22 protein-coding genes are annotated in these 26,268 nt (G+C 43.7%); 12 read left to right on the forward strand and 10 right to left on the reverse strand.

Annotated elements, in window-relative coordinates; genetic code table 11:
- Nucleotides 1-74 precede the first annotated feature (74 nt).
- From ccoP to ccoN, 4 genes are read right to left on the reverse strand one after another with little or no spacing between them, the layout of a single operon-like run.
- Nucleotides 75-1,223 carry a cytochrome-c oxidase, cbb3-type subunit III gene (gene ccoP, locus ACMFL8_RS05170; RefSeq protein ID WP_413190271.1) on the reverse strand — a complete coding sequence of 383 codons (1,149 nt, stop codon included), beginning with the start codon at nt 1,221-1,223 and terminating at the stop codon, nt 75-77.
- The gene (locus ACMFL8_RS05175) at nt 1,220-1,402 is read right to left on the reverse strand and encodes a CcoQ/FixQ family Cbb3-type cytochrome c oxidase assembly chaperone (protein WP_010199605.1); all 183 of its coding nucleotides are present in this window, start codon (nt 1,400-1,402) and stop codon (nt 1,220-1,222) included. Before ACMFL8_RS05175 ends, ccoP begins: the two co-directional genes overlap by 4 nt.
- A complete protein-coding gene (ccoO, locus tag ACMFL8_RS05180; RefSeq protein WP_010199607.1) occupies nt 1,402-2,040 on the reverse strand; it encodes a cytochrome-c oxidase, cbb3-type subunit II in 639 nt (212 codons plus the stop codon). Before ccoO ends, ACMFL8_RS05175 begins: the two co-directional genes overlap by 1 nt.
- A gap of 9 nt (nt 2,041-2,049) precedes the next feature.
- The gene (ccoN, locus tag ACMFL8_RS05185) at nt 2,050-3,528 is read right to left on the reverse strand and encodes a cytochrome-c oxidase, cbb3-type subunit I (RefSeq protein ID WP_010199609.1); all 1,479 of its coding nucleotides are present in this window, start codon (nt 3,526-3,528) and stop codon (nt 2,050-2,052) included.
- 865 nt (nt 3,529-4,393) lie between these two features.
- Here ccoN and ACMFL8_RS05190 point away from each other — a divergent pair.
- Nucleotides 4,394-4,783, forward strand: coding sequence for a hypothetical protein (locus ACMFL8_RS05190; RefSeq protein WP_010199611.1), 390 nt, complete (start codon nt 4,394-4,396; stop codon nt 4,781-4,783).
- A gap of 158 nt (nt 4,784-4,941) precedes the next feature.
- Here the strand turns inward: ACMFL8_RS05190 and ACMFL8_RS05195 are convergent, their stop codons facing one another.
- The gene (locus tag ACMFL8_RS05195) at nt 4,942-5,922 is read right to left on the reverse strand and encodes a hypothetical protein (RefSeq protein ID WP_189584545.1); all 981 of its coding nucleotides are present in this window, start codon (nt 5,920-5,922) and stop codon (nt 4,942-4,944) included.
- Nucleotides 5,923-6,369: 447 nt separating this feature from the next.
- On the opposite strand from ACMFL8_RS05195, the gene ACMFL8_RS05200 reads away from it, so the two are divergent.
- The 3 genes from ACMFL8_RS05200 (at nt 6,370) to ACMFL8_RS05210 (ending at nt 9,088) form a co-directional block, all read left to right on the forward strand.
- Nucleotides 6,370-7,605 (forward strand): lipoprotein-releasing ABC transporter permease subunit, encoded by a 1,236-nt coding sequence (locus ACMFL8_RS05200; RefSeq protein ID WP_413190272.1) that lies wholly within the window; start codon nt 6,370-6,372, stop codon nt 7,603-7,605.
- 115 nt (nt 7,606-7,720) lie between these two features.
- The gene (lolD, locus tag ACMFL8_RS05205) at nt 7,721-8,401 is read left to right on the forward strand and encodes a lipoprotein-releasing ABC transporter ATP-binding protein LolD (protein ID WP_010199619.1); all 681 of its coding nucleotides are present in this window, start codon (nt 7,721-7,723) and stop codon (nt 8,399-8,401) included.
- Between the two features lie 378 nt (nt 8,402-8,779).
- Nucleotides 8,780-9,088, forward strand: a complete 309-nt coding sequence (locus ACMFL8_RS05210; RefSeq protein WP_010199620.1) for a hypothetical protein — start codon at nt 8,780-8,782, stop codon at nt 9,086-9,088.
- Between the two features lie 36 nt (nt 9,089-9,124).
- Here ACMFL8_RS05210 and ACMFL8_RS05215 read toward each other — a convergent pair whose 3' ends face one another.
- A complete protein-coding gene (locus ACMFL8_RS05215; protein ID WP_227676173.1) occupies nt 9,125-9,700 on the reverse strand; it encodes a DUF2062 domain-containing protein in 576 nt (191 codons plus the stop codon).
- Nucleotides 9,701-10,005: 305 nt separating this feature from the next.
- Here ACMFL8_RS05215 and ACMFL8_RS05220 point away from each other — a divergent pair, with 305 nt between their 5' ends.
- The 4 genes from ACMFL8_RS05220 to ACMFL8_RS05235 all read left to right on the forward strand — a co-directional run bounded on the left by ACMFL8_RS05220 (nt 10,006) and on the right by ACMFL8_RS05235 (nt 16,356).
- Nucleotides 10,006-13,032 (forward strand): ComEC/Rec2 family competence protein, encoded by a 3,027-nt coding sequence (locus ACMFL8_RS05220; RefSeq protein ID WP_413190273.1) that lies wholly within the window; start codon nt 10,006-10,008, stop codon nt 13,030-13,032.
- A gap of 250 nt (nt 13,033-13,282) precedes the next feature.
- Nucleotides 13,283-14,338, forward strand: coding sequence for a signal peptide peptidase SppA (sppA, locus tag ACMFL8_RS05225; protein WP_413190274.1), 1,056 nt, complete (start codon nt 13,283-13,285; stop codon nt 14,336-14,338).
- Between the two features lie 244 nt (nt 14,339-14,582).
- Nucleotides 14,583-15,473, forward strand: coding sequence for an alpha/beta fold hydrolase (locus ACMFL8_RS05230; RefSeq protein WP_413190275.1), 891 nt, complete (start codon nt 14,583-14,585; stop codon nt 15,471-15,473).
- A gap of 91 nt (nt 15,474-15,564) precedes the next feature.
- Entirely contained in the window at nt 15,565-16,356 is a 792-nt protein-coding gene (locus tag ACMFL8_RS05235; RefSeq protein WP_352310153.1) for a CPBP family intramembrane glutamic endopeptidase, read from the forward strand.
- A gap of 68 nt (nt 16,357-16,424) precedes the next feature.
- Here ACMFL8_RS05235 and dusA read toward each other — a convergent pair whose 3' ends face one another.
- The 3 genes from dusA to ACMFL8_RS05250 form a co-directional block, all read right to left on the reverse strand.
- The gene (gene dusA, locus ACMFL8_RS05240) at nt 16,425-17,396 is read right to left on the reverse strand and encodes a tRNA dihydrouridine(20/20a) synthase DusA (protein WP_352310152.1); all 972 of its coding nucleotides are present in this window, start codon (nt 17,394-17,396) and stop codon (nt 16,425-16,427) included.
- A 108-nt stretch (nt 17,397-17,504) separates the two neighbouring features.
- Nucleotides 17,505-18,809 (reverse strand): MFS transporter, encoded by a 1,305-nt coding sequence (locus tag ACMFL8_RS05245; RefSeq protein ID WP_352310151.1) that lies wholly within the window; start codon nt 18,807-18,809, stop codon nt 17,505-17,507.
- A 236-nt stretch (nt 18,810-19,045) separates the two neighbouring features.
- On the reverse strand, nt 19,046-20,689 hold the full coding sequence (locus ACMFL8_RS05250; protein ID WP_201591426.1) for a phospholipase D family protein: 1,644 nt from the start codon (nt 20,687-20,689) through the stop codon (nt 19,046-19,048).
- A 691-nt stretch (nt 20,690-21,380) separates the two neighbouring features.
- Between ACMFL8_RS05250 and ACMFL8_RS05255 the strand changes: the two genes are divergently transcribed.
- The 4 genes from ACMFL8_RS05255 (at nt 21,381) to ACMFL8_RS05270 (ending at nt 25,387) form a co-directional block, all read left to right on the forward strand.
- Nucleotides 21,381-22,655, forward strand: coding sequence for an O-succinylhomoserine sulfhydrylase (locus ACMFL8_RS05255; protein ID WP_413190276.1), 1,275 nt, complete (start codon nt 21,381-21,383; stop codon nt 22,653-22,655).
- Nucleotides 22,656-22,749: 94 nt separating this feature from the next.
- Entirely contained in the window at nt 22,750-23,079 is a 330-nt protein-coding gene (locus tag ACMFL8_RS05260) for a YbaB/EbfC family nucleoid-associated protein (RefSeq protein WP_189584573.1), read from the forward strand.
- A 237-nt stretch (nt 23,080-23,316) separates the two neighbouring features.
- A complete protein-coding gene (gene recR, locus ACMFL8_RS05265; protein WP_010199654.1) occupies nt 23,317-23,910 on the forward strand; it encodes a recombination mediator RecR in 594 nt (197 codons plus the stop codon).
- A gap of 151 nt (nt 23,911-24,061) precedes the next feature.
- Nucleotides 24,062-25,387, forward strand: a complete 1,326-nt coding sequence (locus ACMFL8_RS05270) for a ribonuclease D (protein ID WP_413190277.1) — start codon at nt 24,062-24,064, stop codon at nt 25,385-25,387.
- On the opposite strand, the gene ACMFL8_RS05275 is transcribed toward ACMFL8_RS05270, so the two are convergent.
- Complete coding sequence (locus tag ACMFL8_RS05275) at nt 25,377-26,066, reverse strand: esterase/lipase family protein (RefSeq protein ID WP_413190278.1); 690 nt, start codon at nt 26,064-26,066, stop codon at nt 25,377-25,379. The genes ACMFL8_RS05270 and ACMFL8_RS05275 overlap by 11 nt on opposite strands.
- Nucleotides 26,067-26,268 lie beyond the last annotated feature (202 nt).

The following is a 26,268-nucleotide window of genomic DNA, read 5'->3' on the forward strand; positions in this document are numbered from 1 at the left end:
GGAGAACTGCAATAACAGTTCTCCCTTTTTTCGATCTTATCCATTTATCCTAATAACGACGGACTAAAGTAGTCTTAGTTAACGGTAGCTGCTGCCGGTGCTGCTGCTTTTGGCGCAGTAGCAGTAACAGGTAGGGCTTGAGTGGATTTAGCTGGCTTGTCTGACAAAGAGTAAATATAAGCAGCAAGTAGCATAATACGCTCATTACCTAGCTTCGTTTCCCACTGCGGCATCACACCTGCGCGTCCGTAACGTAAAGTATTACGTACCGTTTCACGCTCGCCGCCATATAACCAAATGGTATCAGTTAAGTTTGGCGCACCCGCTGAAATCATACCTTTGCCATCTTTATCATGGCATAACGCACAATTTTGTTGGAAGATAGCTGAACCTTGAGCAACCAATGTCTGATCAAGTTTGCCATTGCTTTTACTACCGTTATTCGACGACAACGATAATACATATTCTGATGCTGCACGCACACCGTCTTCACCGATCTGATCGCGCCATGCTGGCATACCACCAACGCGGCCGTTGTGTAGCGTGGTCAAAATATTTTGTGCTTCGCCGCCATATAACCAATCATTATCAGTTAGGTTAGGGTAGCCTGTTGCACCTTTCGCATTCGAGCCATGACATACCGAACAGTTCTGTAAGAACAAACGGCTACCGACTTTTAGGGCGTTCGGATTTTCAGACAGCTTTTCAATATAAGGGGCAAGCTCAGCAATTTTTCCATCAATTTGTGTTTGCAAATCTGCAGGTGGTGTCTCACTACGACGCATGCTTGCTTGCAACTCATTAAGTGTGCCCAATGTCGCAGTCGCGCCCGCTGCATCTGCTTTCACCAAGATGCTTTGCTCAAAATTATCGGTAAAGATTTTATTATTGCTTTCAAGCTCACTGAATAGCTCGTTCTTAGAGGTCCATGGTACGGTTTCGCCATCGACTTCTACGGTGGCGATGCCTTCCCAGTGTGCTGGGAACATTGCTGGGAAAAATACCCAGTAAGCGACACCCCAAACGATTGAGCCAAAAAATATCACCAACCACCATTTAGGGAGTGGTTTGTCGTATTCTCGGATACCATCATATTCATGACCAGTGGTACCGTCTTCCTCGACGTCTGGCTTGTATTTTAATACAAACAGTAGAACGCCAAGAATGAAAAGCCAGCAGCCGAAACTGAATAGCGTGATCCAAGAACTCCAAAAAAATGTCATCGTTTATCCTTATTGCGCTGCTCTTCAGACAGAGACTTTATATCCTCGTCATCAAGCGCAAGTTGTGCATCTTCTTCGAAGCGTTTTTTGTTTTTTGGCGAATACGCCCACCATGCAACGCCTACGAAGGCAACAAAGGCAGAGACGGTCGCAATTGTTTGTAATTCACCAATACCCATTAGCGCTGTCCTTCCATTGCGGTGCCTAACTGCTGAAGGTAGGCGACTAAAGCATCAAGCTCAGTGGCACCAAGCACAGCATCAGGAGCACCTTCAATATCTTCTTCAGTGTAAGGTACGCCAAAACGATCGCGGAATAGACGCATCTTCGCTTGTACGTTCGTACCGTTGACTTCGTTGGTCGCAAGCCAAGGGAAACCTGGCATCACTGACTCAGGTACTAGTGACCGTGGCGCAATGAGATGTTGCTTTTGCCAGTCTTCTGAATAGCGTCCACCAACACGTGCTAGGTCAGGCCCTGTACGTTTTGAACCCCATAAGAATGGATGATCCCATGTTGATTCAGCGGCACGTGAATACGGCCCATAACGTTCAACTTCAGCACGCAGTGGGCGAACCATCTGCGTGTGACAGACGTGACAACCTTCACGAATATAAATATCACGACCTTCAAATTCAAGCGCAGTCCATGGCTCCATAGAAGGTAGTGGGGCGTTCACGCCACCTTCCTCTGGACCCTTGTTATCATAAATCAGCGGTACGATTTCAACTAACGTTGCAAAACTAATCGCAATAACGATACCGATGACCAACAAGCCTGTATTTTTTTCAATAATTTCATGCGGTGTACCAGCCATGATCGCTCCTTATACTTTAGCTGTCGAGGTATTGACACTAGATTCGTGATCCGTAGGATCAGCAACATCTACAGGCTTACCTTCAGGCATCTTAAGTGTTTTATAAACGTTATATGCCATCACAAACATGCCCGACACATATAAGAAGCCACCGAAAGCACGACCAATATATGGGAAATGTGAGAACTCAACCGTATCAACGAAGCTATATACCAAAGTACCATCTGGGTTAGTAGCCAGCCACATCATGCCTTGGCCAATACCTGAGATCCACATTGATACGATGTAAAAGATAGTCCCTGCCGTCGCTAGCCAGAAATGCGTGGTGATTAAGCTGATAGAGTACATTTTTGGCTTATTATAAATACGAGGCAACAGTACATATAGCGAACCAATAGTAATCATGCCCACCCAACCAAGTGCACCTGAGTGTACGTGACCAATTGTCCAATCCGTATTATGCGATAGCGCATTAACGGTTTTGATAGACATCATTGGGCCTTCGAATGTCGACATGGCATAGAATGACAGTGCCACAATCATAAAGCGAATGATCGGATCGGTACGTAACTTATCCCAACTACCAGATAGCGTCAAGACACCATTAATCATACCACCCCAAGAAGGCGCGAATAAGATGATGGAGAACACCATTGCCAATGACTGCGTCCAATCAGGAAGCGCCGAATAATGCAAATGGTGACCGCCAGCCCACATATAAGACGCAATCAATGCCCAAAAATGAACAATAGACAAACGATACGAATAAATAGGACGACCAATCTGTACTGGGACAAAGTAATACATCATCCCAAGGAAAGCTGCCGTCAAGTAAAAACCGACCGCGTTATGTCCGTACCACCACTGCACCATGGCATCGGTTGCACCGCCAAATAACGAGTAAGATTTAAACGCACTAACCGGAATCGCCATACTATTTACGATGTGTAGTAACGCAATCGTAATAATAAAAGCGGCAAAGAACCAGTTAGCCACATAGATATGTGAGGTTTTGCGTTTGATGAGTGTTCCGAAGAAAACAATGGCATAAGATATCCACACCAACGCAATCAATATGTCGATGGGCCACTCAAGCTCAGCGTATTCTTTACTCGAGGTCAAACCTAGCGGTAATGTAATGACAGCAGAAACGATAACAGCCTGCCAACCCCAAAAGGTAAACCAAGCCAAATACGGTGCGAACAAGCGTGTCTTACAGGTACGCTGAACGATGTAGTAAGACGTTGCGAACAGGGCAGAGCCACCGAACGCAAAAATAACCGCATTGGTATGTAGCGGTCTTAGACGGCTAAAGGTCAGCCATGGGATGTCAAAGTTGAGTGCTGGCCATGCCAACTGTGAAGCAATGAACACGCCAAGACTCATGCCGACGATGCCCCATACAACGGCCATTATCGTAAAAAATCTTACGACAGTAATTTCGTACTCACGGTCAACTGGGGCGACTGCTGTGTTTTGTAAACTCATTGGATGATTCCTTTACAGCCCGAATTATCAACAGAATTAACTAACTCTCCGCGCTATCTGTATCAAATAAATTGATGCAAGCAAATAGTGACTGCGGTACATGCTGTTTTTTGACTCATTTATCATCTTAAGGTTATTAACTATCAAGCTAAGCTTCCACTCGGTATCTACTGATGCAAAGAGGAAGGGGGAAGCGCTAGAAAAATATCTCGCTTACAACCAGTTGATAGTAGGATTGTTAATAACTCGTTAAGGGGAATAAGGAGTGGCGCCGTATAATTAAGCATCAAACATCTAGCGATGTTAAGGATTTATCTTAATTACTACTGAAAATAACAGCACTAACGAAGATAGATACTGGTATCCATCTGGTAATAAAATATTATTGACCATTGATGTATGCTAGCGGCGGCTGACAAAAAAACAGATTAACGTAATGTTTAGTTAAAACTCCCGACTCTGTTTAAGGGTATTGTAACGCAATCCTAATCAAATATCATCAGAACTATGCGGCAAAATACAAACTCTTTGGTAAAAATATAGGCAGGCAACTCTTTGTAGTTATGCTAGGAGCCTATTTTATACCCAATTTTAAGACTATTCTAGAGGGTTAAATGATACGAATTGCAGGGTACAAGGATAAACTCTAGAGAAATTTTTGTAACAATGGCAACATTAGCCTTATAAATAGGTTTTACTTATCATCAAATCGCCCTTTATAATGAGGCTGAAGAATATCGATAGTAGATTTCCTATCCATTGTTATGACAACAATGACAAAATAACGAGTTTAATCATTTGGACACAATTGGGCGGCGGTAATCCATAAGGTGAACCCAGTACCCCATTCATTAAGGATAATAAGATGGCAGTTTTTTTGACAGATGCATGGTTCGATGACGTTGAGAAGTTAGGTAGTGAAGCTGGTGAGCTAAATTTGCCGCCAGCGCTGGCTAATATGATTATTAACCTAAAAGTGTCCGACACGGACAAAGACATCGAAGCCAACTTTGCTGATGGCTTGTTGCATCGCGGTTTGAATGATAATGCGACCACCACACTATTGCTTGACCGTAGTATCTTGCAATCTATCATCACTGATTTCGACACTAATGAAATTATGGGCGCTTTTATGGGTGGCAAAATTCGTGTCGAAGGTGACATGTCACAACTGATGGCGGTACAAACTGCGCGTCCAAGTGCTGAGCAAAAAGAATTGTACAAGCGTATCAAATCAATGACGACGATGGCTTAATGGCTTAAGCCTGTATTCTCTAGATTTTCCCAATCGGTTAGTTTTGATCAATCTCATTCACACTGACCATAAAAAAATCCCCTAATGCTATGTTAGGGGATTTTTTATGATCGGTAACTGTCACAATGACGTATAGTTAAGGATAGTTGTTAAATTCTCTAGCTGGCTTTTGATTGCGCCGTCGCGTCTTGTGACTTTTGATTTTCTTTGTAAATGGCGGCTTGTAGCCAAACATTTGCCTGAATGTAGTCATGTACTTTGATAGAAGCGGTCTCTATTGTATTGAGCGCGCCAATACGTACCACGAATGGATCGGCATCTTGCTCACGTAGTATTACCACATCAAACAAGATGATTGATTTGCCATTAAAGAGAGTTTCTTGCTTGCCAAGTACTTGACCTTGGCACCATGCTTCGTCTTCTTGTCCCAAAGTATCACCGAACAGATACGCACACATGTGACCCAAGTTAATCTCTACAGGAGCCATTTGTTCTTTGGTTTCAGGCTTCCATTCTTTGATTTGCTCTTGTAGATCGTCTGGTATTTGGCCGTCATTGGCAGCGACGATGTCATTAAACGCGCGGTGGTAGCGGATGGCTTCTTGATCTTCGACCATAATGACTTCTTGCTGTTCGCTCAGCTTAATTTCATGCGCCCAAGCACTGAAATTCGCAAAATACGAACTGTCGCGCTGATATAAGTGACGATTGGCCGTATAAAGCTGGTCAAAGGCATAAATAATACTGCCATCAGCCGTACGTAAGCGCAGTACTGCGTCATGCGAGTTGTCATTGGCGATGATACGCTCGATTTTGCAATGCAGCCCATAAGGACTGTCAACACAAGGGTAGGCGTTGATAAAACGTTCTGGTTTGCCGTCTTTCATTGCCAGTACTTGGTTGATGTGGCAGGGCTGATCTTCAGATAACAACAAGCAACTGTCTTTGGCGCTGACGTTGGGGTTGAGACCTTTGGGCATGGCTGCTTTTTCGATCATTTTTTGTAGCCACTCTGGCACATCCTGACTCATGTCATCGGTTAAAATACGCCAATGATCGGCATGACCCGCAGCTTGCTCGTCGGATAATGTGATTTTGGTAGGAGATTGGATGTTTTTATACTGATAATTAATGGTCATGAAAATACTCAAACTTAAGTCAGCGATGAAGTTTAGACCTAACGCTGTGATTGCTTATCTAGCATCCAATATTTACAATCATTGGTCTATGATAGCCAGCAATGTCAGCAGCACAGGGTCAGCAAACAACAATGAGGGGTTAGTGACAATTGTCCTTAGCATACAATATATAGGTATAGACGCAAGTAATAGCAAGCCCCTCATAAAAAATAATAACAAAACCCTATTTTTATTAAAAAATACGCGCAGTTTTTGCTAATGACTGGCACATATCCGCCAAATTGTGTCAAACTAGCTCCCTTTTGATGGCCAAATCTGGCCTATTTTAAACCCTATTTTTGTGTTCGATTTATATGTTGGTATGGCAGACGCCATATATAAGGCGTTTGTCGCTGCTCGTTTTGGCGCATATAAAAGTCGCACGTAGATAAGATAAAGAGTTTGAATATGTTTCGTCCTTTAGCGTTATTTATCGGCTTACGATACACCCGAGCAGAGCGTAGTAATGGTTTTATTTCCTTTATATCGCTGATCTCGATGATAGGTTTGACCCTTGGGGTTGCCGTATTGATTACGGTACTGTCGGTCATGAATGGTTTTGACCGCGAGCTAAAAACCCGTATTTTGGGTATGGTGCCGCAAGCAACGGTTATCTCAAGTGAGGTGATTGGCGATTGGGAACAATTGGCAGATCGTATCAAAGAAGATCCAGAAGTGGCTGCTGTGGCACCCTTCATTCAATTACAAGGCATGCTGACGTCGAATGGCCAAGTGGCAGGTATCATGGTCACTGGCGTCGATCCTCAGTACGAAAAAAATGTCTCGATCATCAACGATCATATGACTGAAGGCAGTATCGACACGCTACAAGCTGGTGATTTTAGTATTGTACTGGGTGAAGAGATGGTGCAATCGCTGGGCTTAAGTATCGGTGATAAGGTGACTTTGGTGTTGCCAGAAGCATCGCCATCACCTGCTGGTGTGATACCGCGCTTTAAGCGTTTTACCCTCACGGGTATTTTTAGTATCAGTCCAGAAGTGGACAGCCTCATGGCCTTTATCCCGATGAGTGATGCTGGCAAATTGTTACGTCTGCCAGCTGGTGCTCAAGGTATCCGTATGAAGCTAAATGATATCTTTACCGCGCCCATCGCTGCTCAAAAAGCGGCTGCCATTGCCCCTGATCGACTCTATCCGAATGACTGGACGCAAACGCATGGCAATCTATTTGGGGCGATCCAAATGGAAAAAGCCATGGTAGGATTGCTACTGTTCTTAATCATCCTAGTGGCAGCATTTAATATTGTTTCAAGCTTGGTGATGCTGGTCACGGATAAAAAAGCGGATATTGCGATTCTAAAGACCTTTGGCGCGTCACCTCGTCTGATTACGCAGGTCTTTATGGTACAAGGCGTAGTCATCGGCGTCATCGGTACGATTGCGGGTACGATATTGGGCGTTATATTTGCCCTCACGGTTAGCGACATTCTAGGCTTTATTAATCAAGCCTTCGGTCTCAATCTTTTTGATGCTTACTTTGTCAATTACCTACCATCACAGCTGCGCTTGACGGACGTGGTATTGATTACTGGTGCATCGTTCATATTGAGCTTTTTGGCCACGATTTATCCAGCACGCCGAGCGGCTAAAATTCAGCCTGCACAAACACTGCGCTATGAATAATTAAAGCCGTAAGCGAAGGATTGAGCCGCGGATTTGCTTGCGCGCTCAAGGCTAGAATGTTTAGTCAGGTTTAAAAAATCATGAATATCGGTATAAATAAAATAAAGGAAGCGCTATGTCTGCCATTCTAAAGGCGACCAATATTAATAAGATATATGATGAAGGTGCAGTTAGCACCCAAGTATTGACAGGCTTGGATTTGACCGTCCACGCGGGTGAACGCATCGCTATCGTTGGTACCAGCGGCTCGGGCAAAAGCACTTTGCTACATTTGCTGGGTGGACTGGATACGCCAACCAGTGGTGAAGTCTGGTTGCATGGTCAGCTATTAAACAGTATGAATGAAACCGAACGCGGTGCGATGCGCAACAAGCACTTGGGGTTTATTTATCAATTTCATCATCTATTGGCAGAGTTCACAGCGATTGAAAACGTCGCGATGCCATTGCTGCTACGCCCAAAAGTATCAACGACTGAGGCGAGAGATCAAGCAATAGCGATATTAGAGAGCGTTGGTCTAGAGCATCGTTTGGCGCATAGACCTGGCGAGCTATCAGGCGGTGAGCGTCAACGCGTGGCCATTGCTCGTGCACTCGTCACCAAACCTTCGCTCATATTGGCAGATGAGCCAACGGGCAACTTGGATTATGACAATGCGCAAAGCGTTTTTGGCCTACTATCAGAGCTGCAAAGTACCATGCAAACGGCACTACTGATGGTGACGCATGACCGTAACTTGGCGGCATTGGCGGATCGTCAGCTGTTACTGCGTAATGGTCATTGGGAACAATACTAAATGGCTTAAGTATGAGGTATCCTAAGTATTTAAGTATGTTCTCAATTCAATCAACAGTCATATAGATAAGCTAACAATGGCTGAATTTTGCCAAAAAGCGAAGATAATATCCAGTTAATACCTCGATATTATCTTCGCTTTTTTTCTTGTTTGGCTACAATGTGGCTCATTTTTATCACCCTGCTTAAAATGATGACACGCTTTAGAAGAAATATCATAAAGTAGAGTATAAAAAATAGGTTGCCAACTATAGTTTGCTGAGTATAATTGGATGCAGTAAAGAGTAGTGCAGACAGAGTAATCCTAACAATGTACCTGATGTATTTTTATATAGAATCGGCTGTAGTAGCCTTATTTAATAGAACAAGGATAATGACAATGAATGAAGATGAAGATCCAATCGCTGCTTTTGGCAGTGCCGAAGAAGGCAATGAGCCATTGAAGCCGTATATTGATCCAACGTTGTTTGACACCGTCGACAAAGATGCACAGATCGAACTACTTACTTCAGTTTTTGATTCTATTACGCTGGCAGGTGTTGATTACGATTTAAAAGCGCAGGATAGCGCCACTGGCAAACGCTATACCCTGCTCAAAGACGAAAAAGTGGTCGATATCTTTGTGATGGATAGCAGCTTTACAGACAATGTTTTGGCAGCGATAGAAAAAGACAAAGAAGACGAGTAATTGGATTCAATGAGCCGTATGTGTTGAGGTTGCAGATTATCGTTTAGGCGGTTTATCTTCTGCGGTATGTTGACGTTTTTGCCAGCTTGACACGGTTTTATAACGCCAAATAGCTTTAAATGCCAATCCGCAAATGATGCTGGTAATAATAGCGAGTATGGCGCTTCCCACACAAAACGCGGTTAATGAAACAGTACCGTGATAAGTGATAAAGGGGTTAGCGCCATCAGATAGTACCCACAAGCTAAAATCAGCAATCATCCTGCCGATAAGTCGTAAACTGATCATCGGCACATCAATAATTTTGGCACCGATGTAGTAACCAGCATAAAAGATAGGCAGGCTAGTGACGGGGTTGGTGATCCACGTCAAACCAAGCGCCATAGGGACATTGGCACGAAAAATTAGCGAGCCAATTAATGCCAATAGCATCTGTCCGGGCAGTGGAAAAAATGCACTGAGTACACCGATATAGACCGCTTTATTTAAGCTGTGCCGGTTAAAATGCCATAAACGCGGATCAGCCAAATGCGGTGCAAATAATTTCAAAATGCGGCTTTCTAGAATTTTCTCTGGTGTGGGCAGCAAGTCTTTAAGACGTTTTTGGGGCACAGTATCGCCTTTAATCGTTATCAACCGCAGGCTCAATCATATTGATGGGCTGATATAAAGAGATATTAGGAATAAAATACGGGTGGGAATAGTATCAGAAAAAAAGGGTAATAGTGTCGAATAATTATTATTGTAATACCTCTCATCAGTATAGGGCAATACTAAAATAAATGCTATCACTTGACCAACGAGACAGTCGTCATTGCTAGAGTGAAACGACATATTCGCACCCATTTTTGTGAGCAATAATAATCCGTTAAAATTGACTGTATTTAAACAGTCAGCTCATTAAGCAAGGAGCGCTGGTGTACTGGTTACTTGGTAGTCTGGTGATTATCGTTATGATGGGCGTTTTGGCAGTCGCGGATAGTCTGGCGATACCAATCAACTCATTAATAGAGCTGCATAACGCTAACAGTTGGCCGCTATTATTAGTCATTATTGCTATTGTCTTGATAGCCATTAATCAGCGTCAAGCGCTGTCTATAAAATCAGTTAACGTCCAAAAGCTTTCTTCTAAACACCAACCTTCTCAACCTTCTTTTTCTCAAGACACGTCTAAATATTTTTCTTCTTCCTCTAAATTTCCCATTCGAATTATTAATTATTTGCTAATAATGATACTGGCCATGGGGCTGGTAATTGGTAGCGCATTGCAATCCTTGATGGGTTATCAGCAGGCTGAAGCGACTAAAATTACTGAGTCTATGCGTGTACAGGCTTTGGTCACTATCGAGGGTATTAGTGATAGCGTTTATGATGGTGTCACCAATAGCGGTTATCGACAAGTCGCTACCGTCAGTCATATATCGCCCCTAATTTCTGAGTTGACGGCTCAAGAATTAGATAGTGCTAAGGTCAATTACTTCACAAGTATGGAAAATAGCCTAAGCAATAATTTCTTTAATGATACTTTAAATGAAAGTAGTGACAGCAATATTGAATATCGAGTGCTACTCAATGCTTATCCAAAAAACGGCTCTAAAAGCGCTCAGGTCGCTGATCTAAATCAATTGCGACCGGGTGATCAGCTGTTTATGACGTTAACGCTCGCACCGCTTGCTACCTCTGAGCAAGCTCTCAATAATCCCTCTGGATTTGACAGTTATCGCTGGTTGCGAGGTCGTCATATCGATGGGGTGGCAAATATAGTGACGACCAGTATGTCGTCTTTTGCGCTCGATGAGTCGTCTGCATTGGAAGCTGATTCTCGCTCCTATCTTAAGCGCTTTCGTACTCGGATTGACCAAGGGCGTTGGCAATTGCGACAGCATTTTTATCAAAAGTGGGCGGGACAAACTACAGCCACGCAGCAAGCAAAAGCGGTGACTCTAAGTTTGCTCACAGGCGATCGCAGCTTAATCAATCGCGATACCAAAGATCTGTATCAATTGGCTGGTATTTCACATTTGCTGGCTATTTCGGGCACTCATGTTTTGTTTTTAGCGATTATGCTGGCAGGGGCAGTCGTATTATTGCTCAATCGTCTGTATCCAGCCTTATATCGGCACATACCACGTTGGCAAGTGCGCTGGTGGGTAATGATCAGTGCCGCTTTTATTTATGCGCTATTCACTGGTTTCGATGTACCCGCTGCTCGTACTGCCTGGATGTTATTGGCGATAGGTCTGGTACGATTAACCTTACTGCCCATTAGTACGATGCGAGTATTGTTGGCGCTGGCAGTCTTGATGGCATGGTTTGATCCCTATGTGCTCTGGCAAGCTGGTTATTGGTTGTCCTTTATCGCTGTGGCGCTGTTGCTAAAATACGATAGTGCTTCACAGTCGCAAATTAACTCAGTGTTATCACAATCAGAGAAACCTCTCTCTCAGCATGATATTAAATATAGCTGTATTTTACTTATAAAAGTATGGCTCACAGGCAAACGTGTCTTTAAGTTGCAGTTCTGGTTATTTATCTCGTTGCTACCCATTACGTTGTTATTGTTTGGCAAAGCTTCACTATGGGGTCTAGTCATCAATTTATTTGCTATTGGTTTATTTGGCTGGGTTATCGTACCGCTCAATCTACTAGCTGGGCTTTGCTACTTATTATGGCCTGCGCTTGCTGATAGTATCTGGGTGTTGGTCAGCGCAATCATCAGTAATTTACATGATTTGATTACGTGGCTGACGTCATTACCAGCGCTGTCAGAGGCGTGGCTGTATACGCCAGTGAATATGGCGATATTACTGATGGTATTGCTGGCGATGTTGCCTTGGTTATTACCACGTGGACTTATCAGTCGTTGGCTGGCGCTACCGCCTTTGACGCTATTAATGATGACGGTATATGCCAACCAGCAGTCATTAGCCACGTCACCAACTTTATATATATTACCCACTGGAGATCGCTATATAAGCGCGGCGGTGCTGCAATATCCTATAATGGATAACGAGGTTGGGGGTAAGGATAATAAGGCGCAGTCAGCGAAGGGAATCGTGAGTTGGTTGTTTTTGGCAGACCACAGGCCTAATGCGACACGTACCATGCCAAGTACCTTGACGGCAGAGAAGCTGTCCGCGATATTAGAGCAGCAATTACGCACCTTATCGATTAAACGCTTAGAAGGGCTCGTAGTACAGACCAGCAGTGTAGGATTGACCGATACGCTCACGACTAACGATGCCAGCAATACATTTAAACCTAACGCCTCAGAGTTGTTGCCGATGACCGTTGCCAGAATAAGTCAGCGCCTACCGACCAACCAGTATTGGCAAGCAGGGCGTAGTGATCGTTGGTTTGAGCGAGAAAAACTTTATAAAGAAGCAAACGAATCTAACAATGCTAACAATGCAGCGCATGTCACTACCAAAACGTATATCAGCCCTAAAAGCTGTGAGCAAAATGACTCATGGCAGCTCCCCAACGGGGATTTATCATTACAAGCAATGACGGGCTGGAGTAAGATAGATGATGCCAGTGTGTGGGACTGTACAATTGCCATCGATAGCAGGTTGCCGATACAAATAGTGCAGTATAATGCAGCTGATCCACTCAATTCACCGCTGGCCACCTCTCAACTACTAACGGCAATTCCCGCTACAGCAAAAAATACGCAACCAAATAACCAAGAACTTACTATGCAAGCTCAGTCTTTGCCATCACGTATCGTTGTTGATGCCGATACCCATCAGCGCGTTTGGCAACTGTGGTCACTGCTCTGCCAAGCTGAACCGTTCGATGATAGCGCCTATAGTCATTATACTTGGCTTGGGCACAGCGCCTCACACCTAGCGACCGATGATATCAAGCGCCAGCGTATCAATGAGGTCATTACTTATGATGATAATGCACTTGAGGCGGCACTGTCTCTAAATGCTCATTGAGTCTTAGAATAATATTTGGACGCAACATCTTATTTTGACAATCCATTCTGAAAATCATCTTAACCATAGCAGCGTTATAATATGGTGATATTTCACGGTTACACTCTTGAACCATAACCGAAATAGCACCATACTTAGCACTCTATTAATATAGATGACCCCTACAGTGAGAAAATTTGATTTCTCACTGTATTTATTTTCTATATCATCTCTTTTATCGTTTTAGACTGTTTCTGACTTAGGAAGTTATATGCCCAACTGGCCACCAGACCCTAACAAACGTTCTGACAATTCGGCAAATCAGCCAACACAGATGCCACAGTCAAGCCAGCCAAGCGGACAAGAATGGCGTCTGATTGAAAACACCTTATTGGCTAGTGTGGTTGAGCAGCGCCGCGCTCGTCGCTGGAGTATTTTCTTTAAACTATTGACCTTTGGTTATATCTTATTGATATTTTTGACCCTTGGTCGTGGGTGCAGTAGTTCGCCAACGGGTATGGATGCAGTAGATACCAGCGCGCCGCATTTGGCCGTGGTTGAGCTGCAAGGCGTCATCAGTAATGACGATGTTGCCAATGCTTATGATGTCAATGAAGCTTTGAGAGATGCTTTTGCGAATAGTAATTCCAAAGCGGTGGCATTAGACATCAACTCACCTGGTGGCTCACCTGTACAGTCTGATGAAATCTGGCAGACTATGATGGATTTGCGCAAAGAATACCCAGATAAAAAGCTTTATGCTGTTATCGGTGATATTGGTGCTTCAGGTGCTTATTACATCGCTTCTGCGGCAGATGAGATTTATGTCAATCCATCAAGTTTGGTTGGCTCTATCGGTGTCATTATGCCAAGCTACAATGTCAAAGGTTTGATGGACAAGGTTGGTGTAGAAGATCGAACTATTACGGCTGGTGAGTACAAAGACATTTTAAGCTTGTCGCGCCCATTGACTGATTATGAAGAAAATCATGTCGAAAAAGTATTGGCCAATACGCATAAGCATTTCATTAATGCTGTAAAAGAAGGTCGCGGTGACCGCTTGAAAAACCCTGAGCAAAACAAACTGTTCTCAGGATTATTTTGGACAGGCGAGCAGTCGATTGAGCTAGGTTTGGCAGACAAGACAGGTAGTATCACAAGCCTGAGTAAGCAACTAGATCTTGATACTGTGATTAGCTATAGCCCAACTGATCCGTTCCAAATGTTTATGGATCGTTTTGCCGTGCAACTGGGTGCAGGCATTGGCTCTAGCGTTAGTCTTGATGGTTTTTTACCACAAGAAGAAGGTAACGTAAAGATGCGTTAAGCGTTTAATGTTTTAGATATACTGTGTATGATTGTTGAGGCTGGGCATGTAATTGTGCTCAGCCTCAATTGTATGTAATGCTAAATAAAATACCTTATTTAAGAGTAAATCTTTAAGAGTAAATCGTTATCAATGTCGCGATAGCTATCAATTTTGCTATATTGGTGATATTTAGCTTAAGTATGCTTTAAGGTTCAATCATTAAAAATAATATATAACATAAACCATCCCACGAGAGCCTGTTATGAGTGATGAAATAAATTTGCAGACCTTTGCAGCGCTACCTGTCTCCAAAAAAACCAATAAGCCCGTTATACATTTTGCCCATGCCAATGGGATGCCAAGTGCCGTTTATCAGCCGTTTTTTGAGCATTTGACAGAGTTTTTTACCATCGAATATATTCCGATGTTAGGTAATACGCCTGATTATCCAGTGGATGATCATTGGCGTCGACTGACTCAACAGATTATCGACAGTGTAAAAAGCACCTGTGAGAAGCATGGCATCTCGCAAGTCGTGGCCGTTGGGCACTCGCTGGGTGCTATGTGTACGTTACAGGCGCTGTACCGTGCGCCTCAGCACTTTGCTCAGGCGGTATTAATGGATCCGCCTTGGATTTATGGCAAAGTCAGTTTTTTGTGGCATTTGGCAAAGACAGCAGACAGATTGCCTCTTATGAATAATCGTTTGATGGACAAGCTGTCACCAGCTGGCGTGTCTAAGCATCGCCGCGATGTGTGGGACAGCCGAGCCGACGCGTATGAAAAAATGCGGCATAAAGGTTTTTTTAAAAACTTTGATGAGCGTAGTTTTCAAGGATATATCGAGCACGGCTTACATGAGCGTGCGGATGGCAAGGTAACATTGGCGATTCCGAAAGCAAGCGAAGTGGCGGTCTTTCGAACCAATCCATCATGGTATTGGCTGGCACCAAATCGAGGGCCCAAAGTACCTGTCACATTGATTATTGGTCAAGACAGTATCTTTCTGAAACGCCGCTTCCCGCAGCAAATCAAATCCCGACTCAATATTCCTTATGCAACCCATGCGGGTGGTCATATGTTCCCGCTTGAGCATCCAGAGTCTGTGTCACGGCAAGTATTGGATTTAATCAAGCAACAACTCCCAACATGAATGATGCTCGCTACTTATTTAACGGCTTATATGAATAACTATATGAAGCTGTCAGGAGCATTGCTCGTTTATTTTTTTGAGTCACCGCCTTATGCCAAACCAACCTAGTGCTACTAATGACCCGTCTATAAATGCGCCCGAGCGTTTGCCGTTATTTTCACGCTTCGGTGCATTTTCAATGACCGTAGGAATGGTCATATCGTTTTTTATCAGTCAATTGTTAGGAGTATATGTTGCAGGCAAGCTGTTATTACCAGCAGCTAAAAGCTCAAGCGTGGCTGATGTATTTTTCTTTGGCAGTAATAATGGTACGGTCGTGAGTGTGTCGATCATGATTGGCGGTATCTTGCTAGTCGCCCTCATCGTTATGCTGATTCAATTAAGAGGTGGTAATTGGCAACAGTATCTAGCGCTCAAACCGTTTTCGGTAACGGTGGGTGTCGGTATGCTGGGCTTGCTATTGATATTTATGATTGGCAGTCAGGCATTGACTTACTGGCTCGATAAATCACCATTGGTATTTGTAGACCCGCTGTATCAGTCAGTCAGCTCAGTGTGGCTACTGGTGTTTGCGATGGTGATCGTTGCGCCATTATACGAAGAGCTGGTCTTTCGCGGCATAGTATGGTCTGCCATTGCTGAGCAATTCGTTGCCTCACCAAGTCAAGAGCAGCGTGGGGCGATCATTGCCAGTATTATCACCAGTTTGATATTTGCGGTGATTCACTTACAATATGGCGTTTATGAAATCAGCACTATCGTGGTGTTGGCATTGATATTCTGCTACGCACGTGTCAAGTCTGGCTCGCTGTTACTACCAATGCTGCTACATATTGTGAATAATGGCGCAGCGATGTGGCAGTATTTAGCGCAAACAGCTTAGCTGACATGAGCGCCATACCGATGGCTAGTATGTGAACTCTATCAAACTATTGGTATATCAGGATTTGGCTATGCGTCAGAATTTAACGATAACACCTCATCTGCCGCTCGTTTAATATCATCAAGCGTTAGTTGAGGTTTGCCACTCAGTGATTGACGCCATTTTCGAGCACCTGTCAGCCCTTGAAACAATCCTAAATAATGACGCGTCATCGTGGGTAGTGCCTCACCTTTGGCGACTTTTTCTTCTAGATAAGGATAAAGCTGCGTCAAAATGTCTGAGCGCTTAGGTGCTGGCTCACCCCATAAGCTGTTGGCTTCTGCCAGTAGATAAGGGTTGTGATAAAACGCGCGGCCAATCATCACACCGTCTATATGCTGTAAGTGCGCTTGAATATCTGCAACTGTCTCAATACCACCGTTTATCTCGATATCGAGTTGTGGAAAGTCTTGTTTGAGACGATACACATCCTCATAGCGCAGTGGCGGAATGTCGCGATTTTGCTTGGGACTAAGACCCTTTAGCCACGCAGTACGGGCATGAACGATAAAACGGCTACAACCTGCAGCAGCGACTTTCTGCACAAAATCTGCCATAAACTCATAACTGTCAAAATCATCGATACCAATGCGGTGTTTAACCGTCACTGGGATATCGACAGCCGCTTGCATATGTTTGACTAAATCGGCGACAGTGTTTGGCTCGGCCATGAGACAAGCGCCAATTTTATTATGCTGTACCCGATCTGACGGGCAACCAACATTGATATTGACTTCATCATAGCCATGCTGCTGGGCGAATTCAGCACACTGGGTCATCTCACCAATATCTGCACCGCCAAGTTGCAGGACAAGTGGGTGCTCAAGTGTATCAAAGCGCAAATGCCGAGCCCGATTGCCATGTATGAGCGCACCAGTACTGATCATTTCGGTATATAGATACGTGTGCGGATTAAACAGCCGTGCAAAATAACGGTAGTCGGTGGTCGTCCAATCAATCATTGGGGCAACGGACAGTCGCTTATTGGTCATATCAACCATGGGTATTAAGCCTTAATATTTGTGTCTTAAATAAATGGATAAGGTGCAATGGATGAGACATACCATTGCACCTTAGTTTCAATCTTGATGTGGATACTGGTCAGCTATTTACGAGATCACGTGATCAATTTTTTTGTATTCAGGCAGATTATAAAAATAAAGCCCCATGATAATACCAATAAAGCCGATAAACGTAATGTATAGTGCTGGTGAGAAGCTTATTAGAGTAGTGGCATAGCCTAGACCGAAAGGTACTAATACGCCCACGATACCGTAGGTAATATTATAGCAAAAAGCCATTCCTGTGAGGCGCACATTGGTCGGAAACAATTGCACAAGGATAGCAGGTACCATACCGACGATGCCAGCGCAGAAGCCTAATAGCGCATACATGATTAATATGTAATCACCACCTGCCTGCAAATGGTAAAAGAAGGCCAGCATTTGAGCAATGAGTAGAACAGAACCAACAACTAAAATTTTACCAAAGTTCTCATGGTTAGACACCATGCCATAAAATATGCAGCCAAAAATCATAAATATGATGGCCAAACTATGAGAAAACCCAAATAGGTCACTATCTAAAGTAAAGTTTATCTCTATTAAGTCTGGTAGCAGTAGAATGACAACAGAGGTAATGCTAGAAATGACCAACGTCAGTACCATACCAACAAATATAGAATGCTTACAATGTTTAAAAAGTATGGTAAATGGTTCGCTCGCGCTAGTGCCAATTTTTGACTTGTCCAGTGCAAGAAAGAATGGTGTCTCTCCGACGAGTCGCCACATCAATAATGGCAAAAAGCTTAATACAGCGGCAACTAAGAATGGCAAACGCCATCCATAATCAGTCAACTGATCCGTCGTCATAAAGGTAGAGAGCCACATAAAGAATGCATTTGAAAATAGCACACCTACTAAAAAGCTGGCAGTGACATAGCTACAGGCTACTGATAAATATTGCCGTGGTACATGCTCTGCCACAAAAACCCAGGCCAAGGGGACATAAAGGCCATATGCCATACCCTGTATAAGCCTTAGGAAAATAAATAAAGCGGGCGCAATCCATCCCCACTGTGCATAATTGGGCAGAAACGCCATCGCCAACAAACTTGCAGCGGTCACTATCAGACTTAGCAACAATATGGGCTTTCGACCTTTTATATCGCCGTATCGACCAAAGAGGATACCACCAATTGGACGTGCTAAATAACCAACAGCAAAAAGTCCCAGCCCTTGTAGTTTAACAATTTGAGGGTTGGTGTTCGCAGGAAAAAATGCAGCCGAGATGATATCTGCCATGTACAAATAAATCAAAAAATCAAAAAACACCACAGCGCTGGTAAAGCTAATAAACAGCACTACATTTTTGTCTCTAGCAGACATTAACGCATATTGAGAACGAGACGGCATAATAGATCACGCATCCACAGAGTAAAGTGGTCATTAAGACGGTCATCGTTTGGATAACCGCTCATCATAAAAACCGGCAAATCAACGTAGATAGATAATGATTTGCCGAAACAGTAGGTTTGGGTATTTTGTGTTAATAATTTTGGTTGCAGGGGTTTGATTTAACAGAAACTAAATCCGAAATCCTGAACTTTTGAGTGTCAATTAAGGGTCAGTGAGTAAAAGGTCTTACGTCTTTATAGCAGCCAGTCGATTGGTAACCATGACATGATGGTGAGCCAAATGTGATCACTCATATCAACGCGTGGCTCCGAATTATAAATCACTTTTTTACCATCTTCCATGGTATGCCATTGCAAAGCGCCGCTCTCTAGCAACTTGACTTCATAAGCTTGATTTAACAAATCATCGCTGAGTGCACCGTGCAGCTGGCTTGCTAGTTCCTCATCGTTAATAATGACACCCATTTCGGTATTGATATTGGCAGAGCGCGGATCGACATTGTATGAGCCAATAAAGACTTGATAATCATCCACGGCAAAAGTCTTGGCATGTAAGCTGGTCGATGATTGACTACGTGCTCGCCACAGCTTGTTTTCACGTTCTTCTTCGGCAGCCGTTGATTTTAGCTCGTATATTTTGACGCCTGAGCGAAGCAAGTTGGGTCGCCATTGACTATAGCCAGAGTGAACGGCAGTGACGTCCGTCGCATCAAATGAATTGGTCAAAATCTTAATATCAACACCAGATTTGGCCAGCTTGACCAAGGTATCGACACCATCTTTAGTCGGCACGAAATAAGAAGAGATGATAGTCAGCTTTTTGGTTGGGCTACCGAGCAAAGTGCGTAGCTGATGTACCAAATTGGTGTCAGTAGGAACCGTTTTGCTCAGTTTACCGACATCATCACTCAAAAACTGCATATCTGTCCAACGAAAGGGTACCCGTTTATTGATCAGATCACTGTCTATAGTAGAGTCTTTGATCGCCGCTTTATAGACCGTCAAACTGCTGCCTTCGTTATTGTCTTCGTCGAGACCGAGCTTATCCAATGCGGATAGAAAATCAGGTGTCACATCATCATCAAATTTTGCCAACGTTTCGATATCAAATGATAAAGGTGATGACCAGTAACTGGCAAAACTGTTGTCGATATCTGCGACGACTTTGCCAATAAGTAACACATCCAAATCCGCAAATTGACTGCTCTGATCATTACTCAGGTATTCGTTACCAATATTACGACCACCAATGATGGTGATTTGCTTGTCAAAGGTCATGCTTTTATTATGCATACGCCGATTGATACGCGGCAATCCTGTGACAAAGTTCAAGGTTTGAAATTTACGATGCATCAACGGATTAATAATGCGCACCGCAATGTTTGGATGGCTGGCAAAACGTAATAAATGCTGATCGAACTTCGCGCTATTATTAAAATCATCGAGCAACAAGCGCACGATAACGCCGCGTTCAGCTGCATCCCAGAGGTCTTTTAACAGTAGTTGACCGGCTTGGTCATTATGCCAAATATAATACTGTGCATCGATGTTACGTGTGGCCATATCTGTCAAGATACTGCGCGCGGCAAAGGCATTTGCCCCAGTCACTATCGGGTGATAGCCTGACAAATCAGGGTGAATGTCATTCTGTGCACTGATAGCGGACACCAAATCGATATTACTGGTGTCAGTCGCTGCAATTTGTTTAGGCTGTTGGTTGCTTTCTTGCTGATATAAAGCATTCACTCGCGCTGACAAGGCTTGGCTTTCAGGCAAATGTGGCTGTTCGGGCAAAATCTGACATCCACTCAGTCCTAAGGTCAACCCGAGTGTTAGGCTCAGCGATAAATTGCTTGGTTCTATATTTAGCATCGACATAACTGATTAACCCTAATAAGCCTTGATTTATTGAAAGTTTGCTGAGTATTTTCGTTTATTTTCAAATAATAGCGCTGATTATAATGCTTATAAAAATAACACTCGAGACAAAGCGTAGGACAAAGCCTAAATGGTCGCTAAGCTTAGCAGCTGTCGTCCTATCTGCCTATTATAAATACGTTATTTTTTTAGTTTATGCACTTGACTAAGCTCGCGTTTTATTCTGATTATAGACTTGGTGGTTCTATCAAGACGTATTCAAAAATAATGTTTAGTAGGGCTCTGAAACCAGATGTTTGGAATAAGTTGACATGCTATGATAACGCTGACAAATGGCATCCATAATTAGGGTCTGTTGAACATTCAAATATTAGGACTGCTGATCGCTAAAATCGCATCAAACTAGGCGTAAACCGACGATAATGTCGAGACCTTAGCTAGGTTTATAACAACGTTTGGTGCGATTTTAGCATCAGCCCTTCGGGGCGGGACTATTTTTTGCCAATACATGGCGAAATTGTCTAACCTAGAATGACTAGGCGTCAAAAATTTCACTGCGTATTGTCTAAAAAATAGCCACTGCCAGTGCCACATTTGAATGTTCAACAGACCCTAAAAACAAGCAGCCATTCTATTACTAATCGTTTTATTACCAACACATTTTACTATTAACAAAAGTAACGGAAGATTTATGAGTCAGTCGCAAACGCAGAATGAGAGCAAGGTGAGTAAGTTAGATCCAAACTGGCGTAACGACGCCCTAGATTTAGGGCTTGATTATGGCATGCAGACCATCGCTGTACGAGCAGGGCAACATCGCACGGATGAAGGTGAGCACTCAGAGGCTATCTTTACTACCAGCTCGTATGTTTATACCTCAGCGGCAGATGCCGCCGCTCATTTTAACGGAGATAAGACAGGCAACGTCTACTCGCGGCATACCAATCCGAGCGTACGTACCTTTGAGCGTCGTTTGGCAGCGCTTGAAAATGGTGAGCGCGCTGTTGCGACAGCTTCGGGTATGGGTGCGATTTTGACCATGTGCTTGGCGTATCTAAAAGCAGGCGATCATCTGCTGGCTGCCAATCAGCTGTTTGGTTCATCCATCGGTCTATTCAATAATTATATGGCCAAGTTTGATGTTGAGGTCAGCTACGTTGATTGCTTCGACAATGACGCTTGGGCAAAAGCGGTTCAGCCGAATACCAAGGTTATTTATTGCGAAAGCCCTAGCAATCCATTGGCGCAGATTTGTGATATTGAGTATTTAAGTAAGCTGTGCAAAGCCAATGACATCTTATTGGTGGTAGATAATTGCTTTGCCACGCCAGCCTTGCAGCGTCCACTCGACTTGGGTGCTGATGTGGTGATTCATTCTGCAACCAAGTATTTGGATGGTCAGGGTCGAGTATTAGGCGGTGCCTTGGTTGGTAGCGATGCGCTCATGCAAGAAGCGTTTACCGTGGTACGCTCAGGCGGTATTAGCATGAGTCCGTTTAATGCGTGGGTGTTTACCAAAGGGCTTGAGACACTGAAATTGCGTATGCAAGCGCATTGTCAAAATGCCAATCAAGTGGCGGATTTCTTGGTCAATCACCCCAATGTCAGTACCGTGCATTTCTCAGGGTTGAGCGATCATCCGGCTCATGAACTGGCGACGCGTCAACATCATATGAAAGGTGGTTATGGTGCTATCATGGGTTTTGAAGTCAAGCCATCTGCTAGCCTTGATTCAAAAGCCGCTGCATGGCATGTGATAGACTCAACGCAAATGGTTTCTATTACTAATAATTTGGGCGATGCCAAAACCACGATTACCCATCCAGCGACGACTACCCACTTTCGCTTGACCGCTGAGGCGAGGGCAGAAGCAGGCGTCAAAGATGGTCTTATTCGTCTGTCTGTCGGTTTGGAAGATGTAGAAGATATCATTAAAGATTTGGCGCGTGGTTTAGACAGTTTGTAAAGATAACGGTATAATCACCGTTAACGCATAAACTTTACGTTATTATTTACGTTAATAAAAATTACTCATTACTATAAAAGACAAAGAGGCAACTATGAACATCCAAGCATTAATGCAACAAGCACAAACGATGCAAAAGAAAGTCGAAGCAAACGTTGAAAATGCTAAAAAAGAGCTAGGCAATAAAGAAGTTCACGCAGAAGCGGGTAGTGGTCTGGTAAAAGTCACCATGACGGGTCGCCATGTGGTTAAGCGTTTGACCATTGATCCAAGTTTGCTTGAAGATGAGCCAGATATGATCGAAGACTTAATCGCTGCTGCTATCAATGATGCGGTGCGTCAAGCGGATGAGCTATACGAAGAAACCATGGCTGGCGCGACCTCAGGTATGGGTTTACCACCTGGTATGCAAGGCATGTTCTAATATCTATCCCAAAAATAAGCTAACTTTGTCAGACTCGCTAAGCCTACTAAGGGTAGCGCTTGCACTCGTCTTCCTCGTTATCTCAAGTTTTTGGTATCGATATACGACTGGCTTTATATTTAGCTAATTATATGTTATCTGACTATGATCATATAGAAAATGGGGTTGTTATCGACACGATACGACCCCATTTTTATAGCTACGGTTTATAAATTAAGTTAAATAAAGGAAGTTACTTTGCTGACAGCCAAATTTGATCAGCTGGTCAAACAGCTGCGTATTTTGCCGGGTGTGGGTCAAAAAAGTGCCCAACGTATGGCGCTGCATTTGCTTACCAAAAAGCGCCCACAAGGCATGGCACTCGCCCAAGCACTTGATGAGGCGATGCGTGATATCGTCGAATGCCAGCGTTGTCACAGCTTTAGTGATGAGGTCGTTTGTCCGCTGTGTCAAGATCCAAGGCGTGATGATGGCCTATTATGCGTGGTCGAAACGGCGGCAGATGTGATGGCTATCGAGCAAACGGCAGGTTATCGTGGACGCTACTTTGTTTTAGGTGGTCACTTATCACCGATTGATGGGATTAGTGCCGACGACTTAAACATCGATCAGCTAGTATGGCGGGTTAAGCAAGAGCCTGTTGAAGAGCTGATATTGGCAACGGGTACAACTGTCGAAGGGCAGACCACCGCACACTTTATCAGCGAAGCGGTCAGTCGTCATGTCAATAAAGTCACACGTTTGGCGCAAGGCGTACCGATGGGTGGCGAGCTGGAATACCTTGATAGTATGACCCTTGGACAAGCGATGCAAAATCGTTCATTCCTATAGCAATTTTATAAGTTCTCTATAAAACCCAAATCTTGCCCATTTTATTTTATGAACTTGTTATAATTGCTTAATTGCCACTATTTTTCTCGTTTTTTTTTATTAAAACGCAGTTTGGCGTTTTCTTTCCCCCTATTTATGCAGGTATCTGCCCGTGTCTAACCATGTTCCAACCGCTTCAAGCGCTGCCACCCAATCAAACCTTGCAGACAACGCTGCTGCTATTGACGATTCATCAAAGCAATCAGTTAATACTGAAATAGCGTCAGCAGCTGTGCCGCCTGAACCAAATATCGATGCATTATTGGATATTGCGGATGAAGTTGCCATCACGTGGGTGCGTGAGCAAGATGGTTTGGCTGAAGTTATCGATGCATTGGCGATTTGCGGACGAGTGGCATTAGATACCGAGTTTATCAAGCGCGATACTTATTACCCGCGCTTGGCACTGGTACAGCTAAATACAGGCGATCACATCTATTTACTAGATGCACCACAGTTGCAACTGGGTGATTTTTGGCAAGCGCTCAGTGAAGTTGATGTGGCGATTTGGCATGCTTGTGGTGAAGATTTAGGGATTTTTTATCTATTGTCTGGTTGCCCACCGTTGACTAATATTTTTGATACGCAAATTGCGTTGTCTTATTTGACGGGACAGTTGCAAATGGGCTATCAGCAGGCGCTTGATGATCAGTTAGATATGCATATCGATAAAGAACAAAGCCAATCAGATTGGTTACAGCGTCCGCTCTCAGATGAGCAAGAGCAATATGCGATTGATGATGTACGCTTTTTGCCAGCGCTTTACTTGAGCCTCGAATACGAGCTAAAAAAGCAAGGACTGTTTGAATATGTATGGGCGGATTGCCAGCTTTATGCCAGCGATTTGTACGACGCTCAGCATGTTGAAGACGAAGCGATGTACCTAACGATGGCTGATTATCGCTATAACTCGCAGCAAATGGCGATACTCAAAGGAGTGGCTACGTGGCGAGAAGAGCTAGCGCGTTCGACCAATCAGCCGCGTACTTTTGTGATTAAAAAACAAGCCGTACGCGAGATTATCACTGAAAAGCCAAGCAATATGCGAGAGCTTGCGCACAAAACCACGATGCATCGCAGTATGTTGCGCCTATACGGCGAAGAGTTGCTTAAGGTAATAAAAGAGGCAAAAAACCTGCATCCTACTGAATATCCAGACTGTCTATTGCCGCCGTATCGCTCAAAAAACAAAGTATTGTCAAAAGCCGTGCAACAAGCGATCGATGAGCAAGCAGAAGTTATTGGTGTACCTGCTAATGTATTGATGCGCAAAAAATGGCTAGGGCAGCTGTATGAAGTGATTGCGTTTGATAAAGACCTAAGCGAGTTGCCAGAAGGCTTAAAAGGCTGGCGCAATGAGTGGGTGACGCAGACTTTGATACCAGTGATTAACAAGCATAAAACCGAGTTGCAGCAGGGTATGGGAATTAATGTCTAAGTTTTTTATGCTCAAACTGTCCATGTTGTAAAAAATACATCACTTGTGTGGTGACACCTTTATCGACCAGCATCCCAGTATGCGAAACTGGTAAAACAATATGATCAGTGGCTGCCTCTATTTTAGTTTCTTCTATATATACTGTGCCATCGTGTAGCAGATGTTCTGCTGATGGCATATTGTCTGCTTTACGCAGTTTACGGTTATGATACTGCAAAAATAACTGCCCCAATCCATACGGACGATTTCCTGCAATCACGCCCAAGGTAATATGTGCTGGTAATGGTGGGACTGTTCCATCTAAAGCATCGACATATGAGCGTCCTACTACAGCGGGGCTTAAGCGCCAGATATAATCTGCACAAACACTCCCTACATGCGGTGTCCCAAGCGTCACGCAGCGTCCAATCTGCCACTTGGGATACTGAGTGACGAAATCACGAATAATCAAACCACCCAAACTATGACCGACCAAATCTATCGGCTGATCAGGCTGATGATGCTTTTCTAGCCAAGTATTAAGGCCTGCGCTATTGGTCTTGATGCCATCACGCATACTGCGGTAGCTATATTGATGGGTATCGAAGCCTGCTGCTTGCAGGCGCTTTGCCAATGGTCGCATGATCCAAGCGGTTTGATGCAGACCATGAATCAGAATAACGCGGTTTTTTTGTTGCATAGTAAGATCCAAGTCATTGCTTCAAAAATTTACGGCTTCAAAGATTTAAGATAAATATTTTGTTATCGGCATAAGCCTTTATTTATCGCTTATCCATTAATAATGTTACCTGTTAATTTGATAGATAAAAAGTAAGCAAAATAAAAACCTCCAAATCAGCTACTGACTTGGAGGTTTGTTTTTCTATAAAAAGCTACTTATG

The organism is Psychrobacter sp. AT9, assembly GCF_047272965.1.
Taxonomy (GTDB): domain Bacteria; phylum Pseudomonadota; class Gammaproteobacteria; order Pseudomonadales; family Moraxellaceae; genus Psychrobacter; species Psychrobacter glaciei.